Origin of the sequence: Amycolatopsis silviterrae (genome assembly GCF_042684085.1) — a bacterium.
Classification (GTDB): Bacteria; Actinomycetota; Actinomycetes; order Mycobacteriales; family Pseudonocardiaceae; genus Amycolatopsis; species Amycolatopsis silviterrae.
In genome coordinates this window covers 235,806-249,193 of record NZ_JBHUKS010000012.1, presented here as the reverse complement: position 1 = coordinate 249,193, position 13,388 = coordinate 235,806, and the positions used below count along the sequence as shown (strand labels likewise).

Annotated in this window: 14 protein-coding genes and 1 riboswitch; of the genes, 5 read left to right on the top strand and 9 right to left on the bottom strand. The window is 71.6% G+C overall.

The features are described 5' to 3' along the window. Position 1 precedes the first annotated feature (1 nt). On the bottom strand, positions 2-649 hold the full coding sequence (locus ACFSVL_RS18630; RefSeq protein ID WP_378305763.1) for a GTP cyclohydrolase II: 648 nt from the start codon (positions 647-649) through the stop codon (positions 2-4). A 99-nt stretch (positions 650-748) separates the two neighbouring features. On the opposite strand from ACFSVL_RS18630, the gene ACFSVL_RS18625 reads away from it, so the two are divergent. Then, positions 749-1,897: an epoxide hydrolase family protein gene (locus tag ACFSVL_RS18625; protein ID WP_378305761.1), complete on the top strand. Its 1,149-nt coding sequence runs from the start codon at positions 749-751 to the stop codon at positions 1,895-1,897. Here ACFSVL_RS18625 and ACFSVL_RS18620 read toward each other — a convergent pair. From ACFSVL_RS18620 to ACFSVL_RS18610, 3 genes are all read right to left on the bottom strand, one after another. After that, on the bottom strand, positions 1,894-2,625 hold the full coding sequence (locus ACFSVL_RS18620) for an FHA domain-containing protein (protein ID WP_378305759.1): 732 nt from the start codon (positions 2,623-2,625) through the stop codon (positions 1,894-1,896). The two genes, ACFSVL_RS18625 and ACFSVL_RS18620, sit on opposite strands and share 4 nt — an antisense overlap. Before the next feature lie 106 nt (positions 2,626-2,731). Then, positions 2,732-3,562, bottom strand: coding sequence for an FHA domain-containing protein (locus tag ACFSVL_RS18615; protein ID WP_378305757.1), 831 nt, complete (start codon positions 3,560-3,562; stop codon positions 2,732-2,734). After that, positions 3,559-5,352 (bottom strand): serine/threonine-protein kinase, encoded by a 1,794-nt coding sequence (locus tag ACFSVL_RS18610; protein ID WP_378305755.1) that lies wholly within the window; start codon positions 5,350-5,352, stop codon positions 3,559-3,561. Before ACFSVL_RS18610 ends, ACFSVL_RS18615 begins: the two co-directional genes overlap by 4 nt. 153 nt (positions 5,353-5,505) lie before the next feature. Here ACFSVL_RS18610 and ACFSVL_RS18605 point away from each other — a divergent pair, with 153 nt between their 5' ends. The 3 genes from ACFSVL_RS18605 to ACFSVL_RS18595 all read left to right on the top strand — a co-directional run bounded on the left by ACFSVL_RS18605 (position 5,506) and on the right by ACFSVL_RS18595 (position 7,931). Further along, positions 5,506-6,297, top strand: coding sequence for a right-handed parallel beta-helix repeat-containing protein (locus tag ACFSVL_RS18605; RefSeq protein ID WP_378305753.1), 792 nt, complete (start codon positions 5,506-5,508; stop codon positions 6,295-6,297). A 169-nt stretch (positions 6,298-6,466) separates the two neighbouring features. Further along, positions 6,467-6,730, top strand: a complete 264-nt coding sequence (locus ACFSVL_RS18600; protein ID WP_378305751.1) for a DUF3040 domain-containing protein — start codon at positions 6,467-6,469, stop codon at positions 6,728-6,730. Positions 6,731-6,869: 139 nt separating this feature from the next. Next, the gene (locus tag ACFSVL_RS18595) at positions 6,870-7,931 is read left to right on the top strand and encodes a DNA polymerase IV (RefSeq protein ID WP_378305749.1); all 1,062 of its coding nucleotides are present in this window, start codon (positions 6,870-6,872) and stop codon (positions 7,929-7,931) included. A gap of 56 nt (positions 7,932-7,987) precedes the next feature. Next, a riboswitch (S-adenosyl-L-homocysteine riboswitch) is annotated at positions 7,988-8,065 on the top strand. Positions 8,066-8,102: 37 nt separating this feature from the next. On the opposite strand, the gene ACFSVL_RS18590 is transcribed toward ACFSVL_RS18595, so the two are convergent. Then, entirely contained in the window at positions 8,103-8,861 is a 759-nt protein-coding gene (locus ACFSVL_RS18590) for a class I SAM-dependent methyltransferase (RefSeq protein ID WP_378305747.1), read from the bottom strand. Positions 8,862-8,955: 94 nt separating this feature from the next. Here ACFSVL_RS18590 and ahcY point away from each other — a divergent pair, with 94 nt between their 5' ends. After that, entirely contained in the window at positions 8,956-10,416 is a 1,461-nt protein-coding gene (gene ahcY, locus ACFSVL_RS18585; protein WP_378305745.1) for an adenosylhomocysteinase, read from the top strand. A gap of 228 nt (positions 10,417-10,644) precedes the next feature. Here ahcY and ACFSVL_RS18580 read toward each other — a convergent pair whose 3' ends face one another. From ACFSVL_RS18580 to ACFSVL_RS18565, 4 genes are all read right to left on the bottom strand, one after another. Then, positions 10,645-10,851: a hypothetical protein gene (locus ACFSVL_RS18580; RefSeq protein ID WP_378305743.1), complete on the bottom strand. Its 207-nt coding sequence runs from the start codon at positions 10,849-10,851 to the stop codon at positions 10,645-10,647. A 198-nt stretch (positions 10,852-11,049) separates the two neighbouring features. Beyond that, positions 11,050-11,910: a non-homologous end joining protein Ku gene (ku, locus tag ACFSVL_RS18575; protein WP_378305741.1), complete on the bottom strand. Its 861-nt coding sequence runs from the start codon at positions 11,908-11,910 to the stop codon at positions 11,050-11,052. 97 nt (positions 11,911-12,007) lie between these two features. Beyond that, positions 12,008-12,958 (bottom strand): S41 family peptidase, encoded by a 951-nt coding sequence (locus tag ACFSVL_RS18570; RefSeq protein WP_378305739.1) that lies wholly within the window; start codon positions 12,956-12,958, stop codon positions 12,008-12,010. Continuing rightward, positions 12,955-13,320, bottom strand: coding sequence for a VOC family protein (locus ACFSVL_RS18565; RefSeq protein WP_378305737.1), 366 nt, complete (start codon positions 13,318-13,320; stop codon positions 12,955-12,957). Before ACFSVL_RS18565 ends, ACFSVL_RS18570 begins: the two co-directional genes overlap by 4 nt. Between the last annotated feature and the right edge of the window lie 68 nt (positions 13,321-13,388).

Sequence of the window (13,388 nt, the reverse complement as noted above, 5' to 3'; positions counted from 1 at the left end):
CCTACCCCACGTTCCGTGCCGCCGCAGTGGCCGGCCGCTCGCCCACCGGCAACGCGAGTGTGTGCCCGGTCTGCTCGGCCTTCGCCCGCAGATACCGGACGTTGTCCTCGTTCGCGAAAACCCCAGTACGCAGCCGTTCCCGCACCTCGATCCCGTGCCGAGCCAGCTGAGCCGCCTTGTCCGGGTTGTTCGACAGCAGATCCAGCTGCCGCACCCCGAGCACGGTGAGCATTTGCGCGGCCGCGGTGTAGTCGCGCGCGTCTTCCGGCAGGCCGAGCGCGGAATTCGCCGCGTAGGTGTCCAATCCGGAATCCTGCAGCGCGTACGCGTCGAGCTTGTTGTACAGCCCGATTCCGCGGCCCTCCTGGCGCAGGTAGAGCAGGTACCCGCCGACCTCGGAAATCCGCTCGACCGCCTCCGCCAGCTGCGGGCCGCAGTCGCAGCGCGCGGACCCGAAGACGTCGCCGGTGAGGCACTCCGAATGCGGCCGCACCAACGGCACCGGACCGGGTTTCCCCAGCACGAAGGCGAGATGCTCGAGCCCGTCGGACAGCCCGGTGAAGGTGACCGCCTCCGCGTCGACCGCGGGCCTGCCGGGGAGCCGCAGCGGAATCCGCACGCGGGTGCGCACCTGTGGAACCGTCGTCATCGGGCAACTCCTTTCCCCCTCAACCATTCCGACCCTACCCAGAACCACCGACAGAAACGCGTCCGCGGAGTGCGGCCGAGATCACGTAGGCTCGCGGGCATGGCCGACCGCCCGGAATTGTTCGCCCCGCAAGCCGATCCCGCGCAGCTCGCCGACCTGCGCTCCCGGCTGCGCGCCACCCGCTTCCCGGATTCACCGGAAGACGGCTGGGCGCTCGGCGCCGACGTCGCCTACCTGCGCGAACTGATCGCCTACTGGGCCGACGAGTTCGACTGGACCAAACAAGAAGCCGCACTCGCGCGGCTGCCCCGCTACCGCGTCCGGCTCGGCGGGTCCCGGATCCACTTCGTCCATGCCCGCGCGGTCGCGCCGAGCGGTCCCGCGCTGCCGCTCGTGCTCACCCACGGCTGGCCGGATTCGTTCTGGCGCTACTCAAAGGTCATCCCGCTGCTCACCGACCCCGGCGCGCACGGCGGCGACCCGGCGGACGCGTTCGACGTCGTCGTCCCGGACATGCCGGGCTACGGCTATTCCGACCGTCCCACCGGCCCGGCCCCCGATTCAGTCGCCGTCGCCGGGCTGTGGGCCGAGCTGATGACCGTGCTCGGCTACCCCCGCTTCGCCGCCGCGGGCGGGGACATCGGCAGCGGCGTCAGCCGGTTCCTCGCCCTCGACCATCCGGACCGGGTCGTGGCCGTCCACCGGATGGACGGCGGCCTGCCCGCGTTCCCGCCGGACGACCTGACCCCCGAGGAACGGGCCTGGCTCCAGGACGTCGCCGCCTGGGGCGCGGCCGAAGGCGCGTACGCCGCCATGCACCGCACCAAACCGCAGACCGCGGCCGTCGGGCTCACCGATTCGCCCGCCGGTTTGGCCGCGTGGATCGTCGAGAAGCTCCGAGCCTGGAGCGATTGCGGCGGGGACGTCGAACGCGCGTTCACGAAGGACGAGATCCTCACGAACGTCACCATCTACTGGCTCACCGGCACCATCGGGTCGGCGATGCGGATGTACCAGGCGAACGCCGCGATCCCGCCGGAGCAGCACGCCCGCCGGGTCGAAGTGCCGTCCGGCCTTACGCTCTTCCCGGCCGACATAGCCCGCGCCCCGCGCGCGTGGCTGGACCGGGTGGCGAACACGGTCCGGGTCACCGAACCGGAGCGCGGCGGGCATTTCGCCCCGTTCGAGGAGCCGGAGCTGTACGCGCGGGAACTGCGCGAGTTCTTCCGCCCGTTCCGCTCGGCCTAGCTCCCCCAGGTAGACGACATCCACTCCACCCCGTCGTCCGCCGCCAGCACCGGCGACAGCAACGCCAGATCCGGCGGCACCAGCACCGCAGCCGACACCAGTCCCGCCACCAGGTCCTCGTCCTCCGCGCCCGGCCGGAAGCGGTCCCGGACCGCGTCCAGCACCCCGGCCACCGCCTCCGCCGTCCAGCCGCCCGCCGGGTCCAGCACCGACAACCGGCGAGCCGCGAGCGGGACCGGCACCGCGCGCGGCCGTTCCTCCCACCGCAGGAACCCCCGCGCGACCATCGCGAGCACCAGCCGCTCGTCCGCCCGCAGCCGCCCGGCCGGAGCCGGCGACGGCGTGCCGTCCGCGATCCGCACCTCCAGCACGTGCTCGCGGTCGCCCGAACCCCGCGCGTACACCGGGAGATAGCCCGGCGACAGCGGAACCGGCGCGGCTCCGGCGAACAGCAGCCGGGACCGGGGCAGCCGCAGCGGCACCTTGCCGGTCGCCCGCACCCACCACCGGCCCGCGTGCCGTTCCAGCACGCCGTGGCAGCGGCTGACCCGCCGGTCGTCCTCGCCGAGCGGCACGGTCACCTCGGCGGTGTTGCGCCCGAAGGTCACCGGCCCGCGCGTCGCCGGCGGCACCAGGACTCCCCCCGCGCGTCCCAGCACCACCAGCGTGCCCGGCGGCGACGCGAATCCGAGCGCGAGGCTCGGATGTCCCGCGGGCAGCGTCCGCATCGCCTCCCCTGCCACGGACACCCCCCGCGGAGCCGCTGCCGGCCCCGGCGGGCCGACCGCGACGGCCCGCCGGGGGCGCGGAGCCGGATCCGCCGCGCACCCCGAGTCAAGCAGGCGGGGCCGGGACCCCTCCCGGATCGTCCTCGCCCTCGGGTTCGAGCAGCGCGAGGTCCGGCGGGACCAGCGAGGTCGAGAGCAGCAGTTCCTTGATCAGGTTGTCGTTGAGCGCGTTCCCGACCGGTTCGCCGACCTCTTCCCTGGTCAGCCCGGCGACCCCGGCGCGGGCCAGCCGGGCGCGCACCGCGCCCACGAGATGCTCGACGCGCTTGCCGCTCCAGCGCGCCTCCGGTTTCAGCTCGGACAGCTGCTCCGCCACCTGCCGCCACGCGAGCGGCTGCGGATACGGGTCCTGCAGCAGGTACCGCTGCGCGAGCGAGACGAGGACGAGCCGTTCGTCCGGGGTGAGCCGCCACATCCGCGGCGGCTCGGTCACGTCCTGCGGCCGCGAGTCCGGGCGGCGGCCGTCCGCGCCCGCGACGTACACCTCCAGCAGATGCTCGCGCCCGGCCGAACCGCGCACGAACGCCGCGGTGTAGCCCTCGGCCAGCGGCACCGGTTCCTCCTCCGGGAACAGCAGCCGCGAACCGGGCAGCCGGATCGGCAGCCTGCCGGTGTTGTGGATCCACCACGCGTTCCGGCGGCGCACCAGGAATCCCTGCTTCCGGCTGACCTTCCGGTCGTCCTCGCCGACGCACACGTGCACGTCGTCGCGGTTGCGCCCGAAGAGCACTTGCCTGCCATCGCGCGGCGGCATCCGCACGCCGCCGGTGACGGCGAGCGCGAAGATCGTGCCCGGCGGGGAAGGCGGGACGCCGTGCGCGAGGCTGCCGTGGTCCGGGCCAAGCTCTTCGGGCGGGCCGCCAGGGAACACGGTCATGTCTTCGGCAGCTTTCCGGCCAGCGCACCGGCCAAAGTGGACGCCGGCGCGCACAGCCGGTCCGGAGGCGGCGGTCCGTGCACCACGACCCGCAGCCGCTCCACCCTCGGGTCCCCGTGCGCGTCGGTGTAGGGACGGTAGACGAGGACCGCCTGGCAGGTCCCGTCGGCGTAATCGTCGGTCTTGAGGTACGCGTCGTGGCCGCCGACCTGCACGAGCTGCCCGGTCTTGCTGCCCGGCGGCTGGTCCCGGTCGAACATGATGGTGACCTTCCGGTCGCTCGCCGGGCTCTTCCAGTCGCACGACCAGCCGCTGAAACCGGGCTCGATCTTGACCGGCGCGGCGACTCCGGCCGCCGTGGCGACCGTGCCCGCGTCCAGCAGCGAACACGCGTCCACGTAGGCCAGCGAACCCGCCGGGAGCGACGGCGAGCGTGCCGGGACCCCGGCCGCCGCCATGGCTTTCGTCGCCGAGGCGACCGCGAGGTCGGCGACCCGGCACAGATCGAGGTTGTAGCCCTTGTCCTGATCCACTGTCACTTGCACCACGTACCGGTCCTGCAGCTGGATCAGCCGCTCGCACGAGTCCGTCTCCGGAGCGGCGAACACCGTGAACGGCCCCGACTTCGACTGCGTGCCCTCCGGCGCGGCGGCGGGCGGATCGTCCAGCTCCACCTTGAGGTCCGCCTGGAGGTCGCCGCGGTGCAAGATCACGTCGCAGCGGTTGAAGTTGCCGTAGTCCGGGATCGTCTCCGGATCGCCGAACTGCTTGAGCGGCACGGGATCGACCAGCCGGCACGGGTCCGCCGCCCGCGGGTCCGGGCCGATCCCGAGCTTCGCGGGCGCCGCCGACGCGCCGGCGGGCGGGGCGGCGGGGGTCTCGCCCGGGCGCGCCACGAAGTACGCGGCGACCACGACCGCCACCGCCGCGACCGCCACCCCGGCGATCAGCGGCCCGCGCCGGACACGACGCCGGCGCGGCACCTCGACCGGCAGCGCGTCGATCCCCTCGGCCAGCAGCTCCCCCGCCGCGACCGCCGTCGGCCGCTCCGCGGGATCGAGCCGCATCAGCTGTTCCAGCGCGGGCGCGAGACCGTCCGCGTGCCGGGCGGGCGGCACGGATCCCTCGGCGACCCGGCGGATCGTGGCGTACTCGTTGCCGCCGGAGAACGGCGGCGCGCCCTCGACGGCGGCGAAAAGCGTTGCCCCCAGGGAAAAGATATCCGACGCCGCGGTGGGCGGGTGCCCTTGCGCGACCTCCGGGGCGAGATAGTCCGGCGTGCCGCCGATGAGCGGGGAATCGGTCACCGTCTCGTCCGTGCGTACCGAGCGGGAGATGCCGAAGTCGGTGAGCTTCGCGCGGCCGTCCGCGGCGATCAGGACGTTGCCCGGCTTGACGTCGCGGTGCACGATGCCGTGCGCGTGCACCGCGCCGAGCGCCGCCGCGAGCTGCACCCCGATCTCGGCGACCGTGCGCGCGGGCAGCCGTCCGTCCGCGGCGAGGATTTCGGCGAGGCTGCGCGACGGGACGTACTCCATCACCAGCCACAGCTCGTCGCCGTCGGCGGCGACGTCGAAGAAGGTGACCACGTTCGGGTGCAGCACCCCGGCCGCCAGCCGGGCCTCGCGGCGCAGCGTCCGCCCGCTCACCACGTCGGACAGCCGGGCCTGCTTGAGCGCCACCTCGCGGCCGAGCCGGTCGTCGTGCGCCCGCCAGACGACGCCCATGCCGCCGCTGCCGACGCGCTCCAGCAGCCGGTACCGGTCCGCGATGAGCTGGTCCGCGTGCACCGACGCTCCCCTCGGCGTGGTCCGACCCGTTGTGAGGTAACTCGCAGTAACGTTACTGCATCACCTCCGTCGGCTGAAAGCGCCCCGGGACCCCTCCCGCCGTTCGGCCCTACCTTTCGCCGCGTCCCCTGTCCGCGCGATCCGAGGAGACCGATGCGCGCCCTGACCACCGTCCCCGTCCTGCTCGCCGTCCTGCTCGCCATCCCAGCCGTCCTGACCGCCGCCGCCCCGGCCGCGCAGTCCGCCGGCTCCCGGCTGCACATCACCGCCGGCGGCACCCCGAACCACCCGCGCGTGTACTCCGGCGGCGGGAAGCACGTCCGCGGCATCGACGTCGACGCCGACTGGGTCGTCGTCGAAGGCTTCACCCTCGACAGACCGTCCGCGCCCGGCGTCGAAATCCGCGGCGACCACGTGACGCTGCGGGACACCACCATCACCGCCCCGCAGGGCGGCGACGGCGACGGCATCCGGTTCTTCGGCGACTACATCGCCATTCAGCACAACACGATCAGCCGGACGTCGAACCGCGGCGGCGCGCACGCCGACTGCATGCAGACCTTCTCCAGCGACAGCCCGCCGAGCAATCACGTCCGGATCGAAGGGAACCGCTGCGAGAAAATCGACAACATGTGCCTCATGGCGGAAGGCCCGAACGACGGCGAGGGCGACGGAAAAGGCCACACCACCGACTTCCTCATCAAGGACAATTTCTGCGAAACCCTCGTCGCTTCGCAGACGCTGATGTTCGAGGACGTCCAGCGGGCCACCATCACCGGCAACACCTTCGCCGCGGGCCCGGACCACGCGATCGGGCTGGCGATCCACTCCACCGGCGCGCGCGTCGAGGGCAACCGCGTGGACCCGTCGATCCCGTGCGAGGTCGGCATCGACGATTCCTCGCGCGAGGGCTACTCCGGACCGGAGCCCGGCTGCGACCCGTGACCTTGTGACCTTTGTGGACGGTCCGGCGGGGCGGCACGCACGGTGACCGGGACTTCCGGAATCCGCGACCCGCTGCAGCAGTCGGGTGAATCGGGGGTGACGCGGTTCGCCGCGGGACGGGGCGGGTACTTCCTCCGGGACGGCACGCGGGCCGCCGAAGGAGACCTCCATGCTCAGTCACCACGAACGCCTCGAGCTGGACAAGATCGAGCGCTGGTTCGAAACCAGCGACCCGGAACTCGCCGACGCCCTGCGCCGCGGCAAACCGGCCCGCTCCGCCGCGCTGCTCACCGCCTTCGCGATCCTGCTGGACCTCGCCGCGTGCGGTCTCCTCGTGGCCGGTCTCGTCGCGGCGAGCCCGGTGCTGACCGTGTGCTCCCTGTTCGCCGCGGCGGGCGGCGTGGCGGCGCACCTCTCCCGCGGCCGCGGCTGACTCCACTCCCGCACTGGGCACGGCGGGCCGTGAGGGGAACCCTCACGGAATCTGATTCCCGCAGGGTTCCCCTCACGGACGTTCGCGTAGGTCAGCCGCCAGCACCGTCCCAGCCCGGCCGAACCCTCCGTCCTTCCGGATGCGCCGCCGCCCCTCGGCACCGCACACTGGTCCGGTGTCCGACTGGGTGCTGCACTTCGATCTCGACCAGTTCATCGCGGCCGTCGAGGTGGCCCGGCGGCCGGAGCTGCACGGGCGGCCGGTGATCGTCGGCGGCAACGGCGACCCCGCCGAACGCGCCGTCGTGGCCACCGCGTCCTACGAAGCGCGCGAGTTCGGCGTCGACTCCGGCATGCCGCTGCGGCTGGCCGTCAAACGCTGCCCGGACGCCGTCCTCCTGCCCGTCGACGCCCCGGCGTACCAGGAAGTGTCCGACCGGGTGATGGCCCGGCTGCGGGAGTTCCCGGTGGTCGTCGAGGTGCTCGGCTGGGACGAGGCGTTCCTCGGCGCGACCGCCGGCGATCCGGAAGCTCTCGCCGCGGAAATCCGCCGCGGCGTCGAGGAGGAAACCGGCCTCTCGTCGTCGGTCGGGATCGGCGACAACAAGCTCCGCGCCAAACTCGCCACCGGTTTCGCGAAACCGGCCGGAATCTACCGGCTCACCCAGGAAAACTGGTGGGACGTCATGGCGGAAAAACCGACCGACGCGCTATGGGGAATCGGCCGGAAAACCGCCAAGAAACTCACCGAAGCCGGTTATCCGACCATTCTCGACCTGGCCGCCGCCGACCCGGATGCACTCGCCGCGAGGTTCGGGCCGAAGCTGGGCCCGTGGTACCGGCTGCTGGCCGGTGGAATCAGCGACGCCGAGGTGAGCGCGACCCCGTACGTCCCGCGTTCCCGAAGCAGGGAAACAACATTCCAGCAGGACCTCACCGATCTGGAGACCATCGCACGCGAGATCTCGGCACTCGCCGAACGCGTCGCGCGGGACGTCGCCGAGGAGGGCCGCCCCGCCGCCCGCGTCGCGGTCAAGGTGCGGTTCGCGCCGTTCCTCACCCACACCCACAGCGTGACGCTCCCCGCACCGTCGGCGAATCCGGCAGTAATCGCCGCGGCGGCCCGAGAACTGTTGGGCCGCTTCGCTTTCGGCAAACCGGTGCGGCTGCTCGGCGTCCGCGCGGAGTTCCCGCGCGCTTGACAGGTCCGGACCGGCCTTGCCAAGGTGGAACGGACGCGCCCGCCGGGGCGCGGCTCCGGGCCGAGAGGCGCTGCGACGGGGATTCCCCCGCCACGCTCGGCCCGGGGACTTCGAGTGAAGGGCGCCTCCTGGTTCAGGAGGTGTCCCGTGCCATTGGCGATTCCGGCCCGGTCAACGCCGTCGCGCGACGTGCACCGTGTGGTCGACGGCCAGCTCGACCGGGTCCGGCAAAACCTGCCGAATCCGCTGGAAAACCCGCTCCCGCACCGGAATCGGCAGCATGAGGTACGCCGAGACAGTGGACAGCAGACCGATGAAGTCGTCCACGGTCAGCGTCAGCCGCTGCGGCACGACGAACTGCCGGACATCGGCGAACAGCCCGGACCGGCCGAGTTCCGTGCCCGGCCACTGCATCTCGCTCTCCGGCGGCGTGCCGTCCGGCGACGGGATCTCGTCGGGTTCCATCAGCGGTGCCTTCGCCTCGTCGACCGCTTGCCGCACAACGGGATCGGCGATCCGGGCAGGTCCGCCGAACGACGCGAACACCCCGCCGGGGACGAGCAGCGCGGCGATGCGCGGCCACCGCCCGTCCGGGTCGGTCCAGTGCAGCGCCGCGGCCGAGTACACCAGCCCGTACTGGCGATCCGGCCGCAGGTCTTCCAGCGCGCCGCGGCGGGTCTCGACGCCGGTGGGCAGCTGCTCGCGCAGCTCGGCCAGCATCGCCGGATCCGGATCGGTCGCGGTGACCGCGATCCCCCGCCGCGCGAACAACCGGGTCGCTTTCCCCGTCCCGGCCCCGATTTCGAGCGCGGTCCGCACCGGCTCGCCCGCGTAGTCCAGCACCCGCCCGGCCAGTTCGGCGGGATACTCCGGCCGGTACCGCTCGTAAGCCTGCACCACTGATCCAAAACTCAACGCGCGCTCTGCCATGCCCGGCATTCTCGCGCGCCCCGCCCCGCGCACGCCTCCCCTTTTAGGCGTGCCGGTGCTCGATTCTGCCCGAAAACCTCGAAAGGACCGGAAAATGTCGCCCACCCTGCGTACCGCGGGCGGACTGGAGTTCGCCGTCGCCGACCTGTCGCTCGCCGCGGCCGGTCGCATCCAGCTCGACCTCGCCGAACACGAAATGCCCGGCCTGATGGCCATCCGGCGCGAGTTCGCGGGCTCCCAGCCGCTCAAGGGCGCGCGCATCGCCGGCTCGCTGCACATGACCGTGCAGACCGCGGTGCTGATCGAAACGCTCGTCGCGCTCGGCGCCGAGGTGCGCTGGGTGTCCTGCAACATCTTCTCCACCCAGGACGAGGCGGCCGCGGCCGTCGTCGTCGGTCCGAACGGGACGGTCGACCGCCCCGAGGGCTCGGCCGTGTTCGCGTGGAAGGGCGAAACCCTCGACGAGTACTGGTGGTGCACCGACCAGCTGTTCCGCTTCCCCGGCGGCGAACCGGCGAACATGATCCTCGACGACGGCGGCGACGCCACCCTGTTCGTCCACAAGGGAGCCGAGTTCGAGAAGGCGGGCGCGGTGCCCGCCGCGCACGAGGGCGATTCGGAGGACTACCGGATCCTGCTGCGCACCCTGTCCGCCAGCCTGGCCGAGGACCCGCGGCGGTTCACCCGGATCGCCGGCGCGATGCGCGGGGTCACCGAGGAGACCACGGCCGGCGTGAACCGGCTCTACCAGCTCTCGGCCGCCGGCGAACTGCTGTTCCCGGCGATGAACGTGAACGACTCGGTCACCAAGTCGAAGTTCGACAACAAGTACGGCATCCGGCATTCGCTGCCGGACGGGCTCAACCGCGGCACCGACGTGATGATCGGCGGCAAGTACGCCGTCGTGTGCGGCTACGGCGACGTCGGCAAGGGCGCGGTCGAGGCGCTGCGCGGACAGGGCGCGCGCGTCGTGGTGACCGAGGTCGACCCGATCTGCGCGCTGCAGGCCGCGATGGACGGGCTCGACGTGGTGGAACTCGACGACGTCGTGGAGCGCGCCGACATCTTCCTCACCACCACCGGCAACTTCGGCATCGTCTCGGCCGCGCAGATGGCGCGGATGAAGCACCAGGCGATCGTCGCGAACGTCGGCCACTTCGACAACGAGATCGACATGGCCGGGCTGGCGAAGATCCCGGGCATCGTGAAGACCGAGGTCAAACCGCAGGTGCACACGTGGCGGTTCCCGGACGGGCACGCGATCATCGTGCTGTCCGAGGGCAGGCTGATGAACCTCGGCAACGCGACCGGGCACCCGTCGTTCGTGATGTCCGCGTCGTTCGCGAACCAGGTGCTCGCGCAGATCGAGCTGTTCGCCAAGCCGGGCGAGTACGCGACCGACGTGCACCGGCTGCCGAAGCAGCTGGACGAGAAGGTCGCGCGGCTGCACCTGGACGCGCTGGGCGTGCGGCTGACGAAGCTGAGCAAGGAACAGGCGGAGTACATCGGCGTGGACGTGGACGGTCCGTACAAACTGGACCATTACCGCTACTGACGCCACCCCGGGTTCCGCGGGGCGGAACACCGGATTCCGCTCAGCGGTCCCGCGGGGCCGCTGAGCGGGTCCGGGGAGAAAGGGGTCCTCCGGCTCCGAGGGGGAGGGAGAGCCGAAGGACCCCCGGTAGTGTTAGCACACCGCCAAGCAGCTTGTATACGGCCGGGTACCCGATCGGGTACCGCCGCCCCGTCCGCGCGGGGCTCGCGCCGGCGCCGCCGCCAGGGGTCAGGAAGCCTGCCGCAGCAGGGGTTTCGCCGCTCCGGTGCAGGCGCACGCGGCGTCGAGGGTGTGGCAGTCGATGATGAGACCGTGCCGGACCCGGTCAAGGTCCGCGCAGGCAGGATCGGTGCACTCGGCGAACCCGCGGTCCGGGTGGACCACCAGGGTTCCGTGACAGTGGTCGATGCCGCTCGTGCAGAACGCGCACTCCATGCTCAGCCGCCTTCCGCTCAGGTATTTCAAGTCCCCGGCGCCAGGTGCTCCGGGGCCGGACTCCCCCTTGGTACCACTGGAAAACTCGCCGCGCCGGGATACCCCCGGCGTGTCGGCCTACCCGGTCCGGTGAAGTCCGCGACATTCGTTCACACCGCGTGACAAGCAGCCTTTTTCCGGCGGCAGCGGAGAAAACGCTCAGGCGCTTTTCGGCCGCCGGGCCGGTTTCTTCGCCGCCGCCTTGCCGTCGCCGGCTTTCTTCGTCTCTTTGGCGGGCCCGCGGCTCTTCTTCGCCGCCGACACGCTCGCCTCCAGCGCCGCCATCAGGTCGACGACCTCGGCCTTCTCCCCCTGTTTCGGCGTGCCGACCGTCTCGCCGCCGCCCGCCTTCGCCTCGATCATCGCTTCGAGCGCTTCGCGGTAGGAGTCGGTGTATTTCTCCGGTTCGAACACCGGCTCGGACAGCGAGTCGATCAGCGAACCCGCCATCGTCACCTCCTGCGAGCGGACCTGGGGCGGATCCTCGTGCAGGAACGGGAAATCCGGGACCCGGACCTCGTCGGCCCACAGCATCGTGGTCATCACGAGCACGTCGTCCACGACGCGCAGCAGCGCCAGGCTCTCCCGCTGGCGCACGGCCACCTTGGCGATCGCCACGTGGCTCGCCTTCTGCAGCGCGTCGCGCAGCACCGCGTACGGCTTCACCGCGTTCTTCTGCGGCTCCAGGTAGTAGGTGCGGTCGAACCGGATCGGGTCGATCGACTCCAGCGGAACGAACTCGAGCACGTCGATCGAGTGCTGGGTGGGCAGCGGCAGGTCGGCGAGGTCGGCGTCGGTGATCACGACCATCTCGCCGTCGGGCAGCTCGTACCCCTTGGCGATGTCGGCGTAGGGCACCTCCTCGCCGTCGATCGAGCAGAACCGCTTGTACTGGATCCGCCCGCCGTCGGCGACGTGCACCTGGCGCAGCGACACGTTCTTGTTCTCGGTCGCCGCGTACAGCTGGATCGGGATGCTGACCAGCCCGAAGGACACCGAGCCCTTCCACATCGACCGCATGCCGCGCACCTCCGCCGAGTTCGCCGGTACGTATTCACGCTCGGTGACCACCGTAGCCGCGATCGTCCGAATCCGACAGTCCGCGCACGTAGGGGGCCTACGCGCAGCCACCGCGCGTGCGCAGCCACTGTCCGGCGGCAGCCTCCGGATCCTGCGCCGGGAAGTCGGGCACGATCGGCTCGACGCCGTAGATCCGCCCGGCGCGGTCGGTGTCGAACGTGGTGGTGACACGCAGTTGTGCCCCATCAGCGAGCGCGAACACCTCGTTACTGGTAGCGAACCCCGCAGTGGGCCCGCCGAACGTGCCGACCCGGCCGAGCCCGCGAAAGGCGACCAGCGTCGCTTCACCCGAACTGGCGGTATTGCGCGAGGTCAGCACCGCGACCGGCGGCGACGGCCGGGTCAGCCGGGCGGGATTGACCTCGGCCGCGCCTGGGTGATCGCCGACCCATGCCTGGCCACCTCGGATCGACCAGACTTTCGCCGCGAGCCCCGGCCCGACGAACGAACCGGCGACCCCGTCCCCCAGCAACGGGGCCAGCACGGTCAGCATCGGCCACATGTTCCCGCCGCTGTTCTCGCGGAGATCGACGATCCATCCGCACGAGGCCCGCGCTTCGACTGCCCGCAGTGCGGCTATCCCGGCCTCGACGTACCTATGCTCGCCCTCCGGGTCAGCGATGAGGCCGGGAATCGTCAGCACCGCGATACCGTTCTCCGCGCGGCTCGACGGCACCTCGATCGTCTCCGCCGAAGGTGCCTTCGCTTGCGCGGGACTGAGCAGGCTGGTGTGCGGATTGCCCAGTTCGGCGATCACGGTCCGGATCATCGGATAGGTCCCGGACAGGGTCGAAACCCCTTCCGCGGCACGCAACGCCTCCGCCTCCGCACGCGGCCAGTCCACCCGGTCCCGGTCGATCGAATACCTCCGCAGGAGATTCAGCACGCCGAGCAGATACGTCCGCGGCGTCGGCGCCGACGACTGGGCCGCCACCAGCCCGGCACCGAGCAGCACCAGCACGACGGCCGCGGCCAGTGCTCTTCTCAAGCCGGGGTCCCCGGGAAATGCGGGTTCTCGATCACCCCGACGAGGTTCCCGTCCGGCGCCCGCACCAGCGCGGTCCGGATGCCACCGCCGAAGTCGGTCACCGCCGCGTGCTCGCCCGCGCCCTCCCCGGCCAGCTTCGCCACGGCGGCTTCCACGTCGGGCACTCCCCAGTACGTCACCGGCCCGTCGCCGTTCTCCGCGCGGCCGTGGGGGTCCAGTGCCAGTTCGTAGCCGTGCACGCTAAAGCCGACGTAGAACGGCTCGTCGAAGTACGGCGGCACGCCCAGCACCCGGGTCCACCACTCCTTGGCGGCCGCCAGGTCGTCGGCCGGATACACGATCGTGCGCAATCCATCGAACATGTGTTCTGTATACCCGTGCCGATGCGGTTTCGGGGCGGATCGCGGGCGATTGTGACGACAGGTGAGAG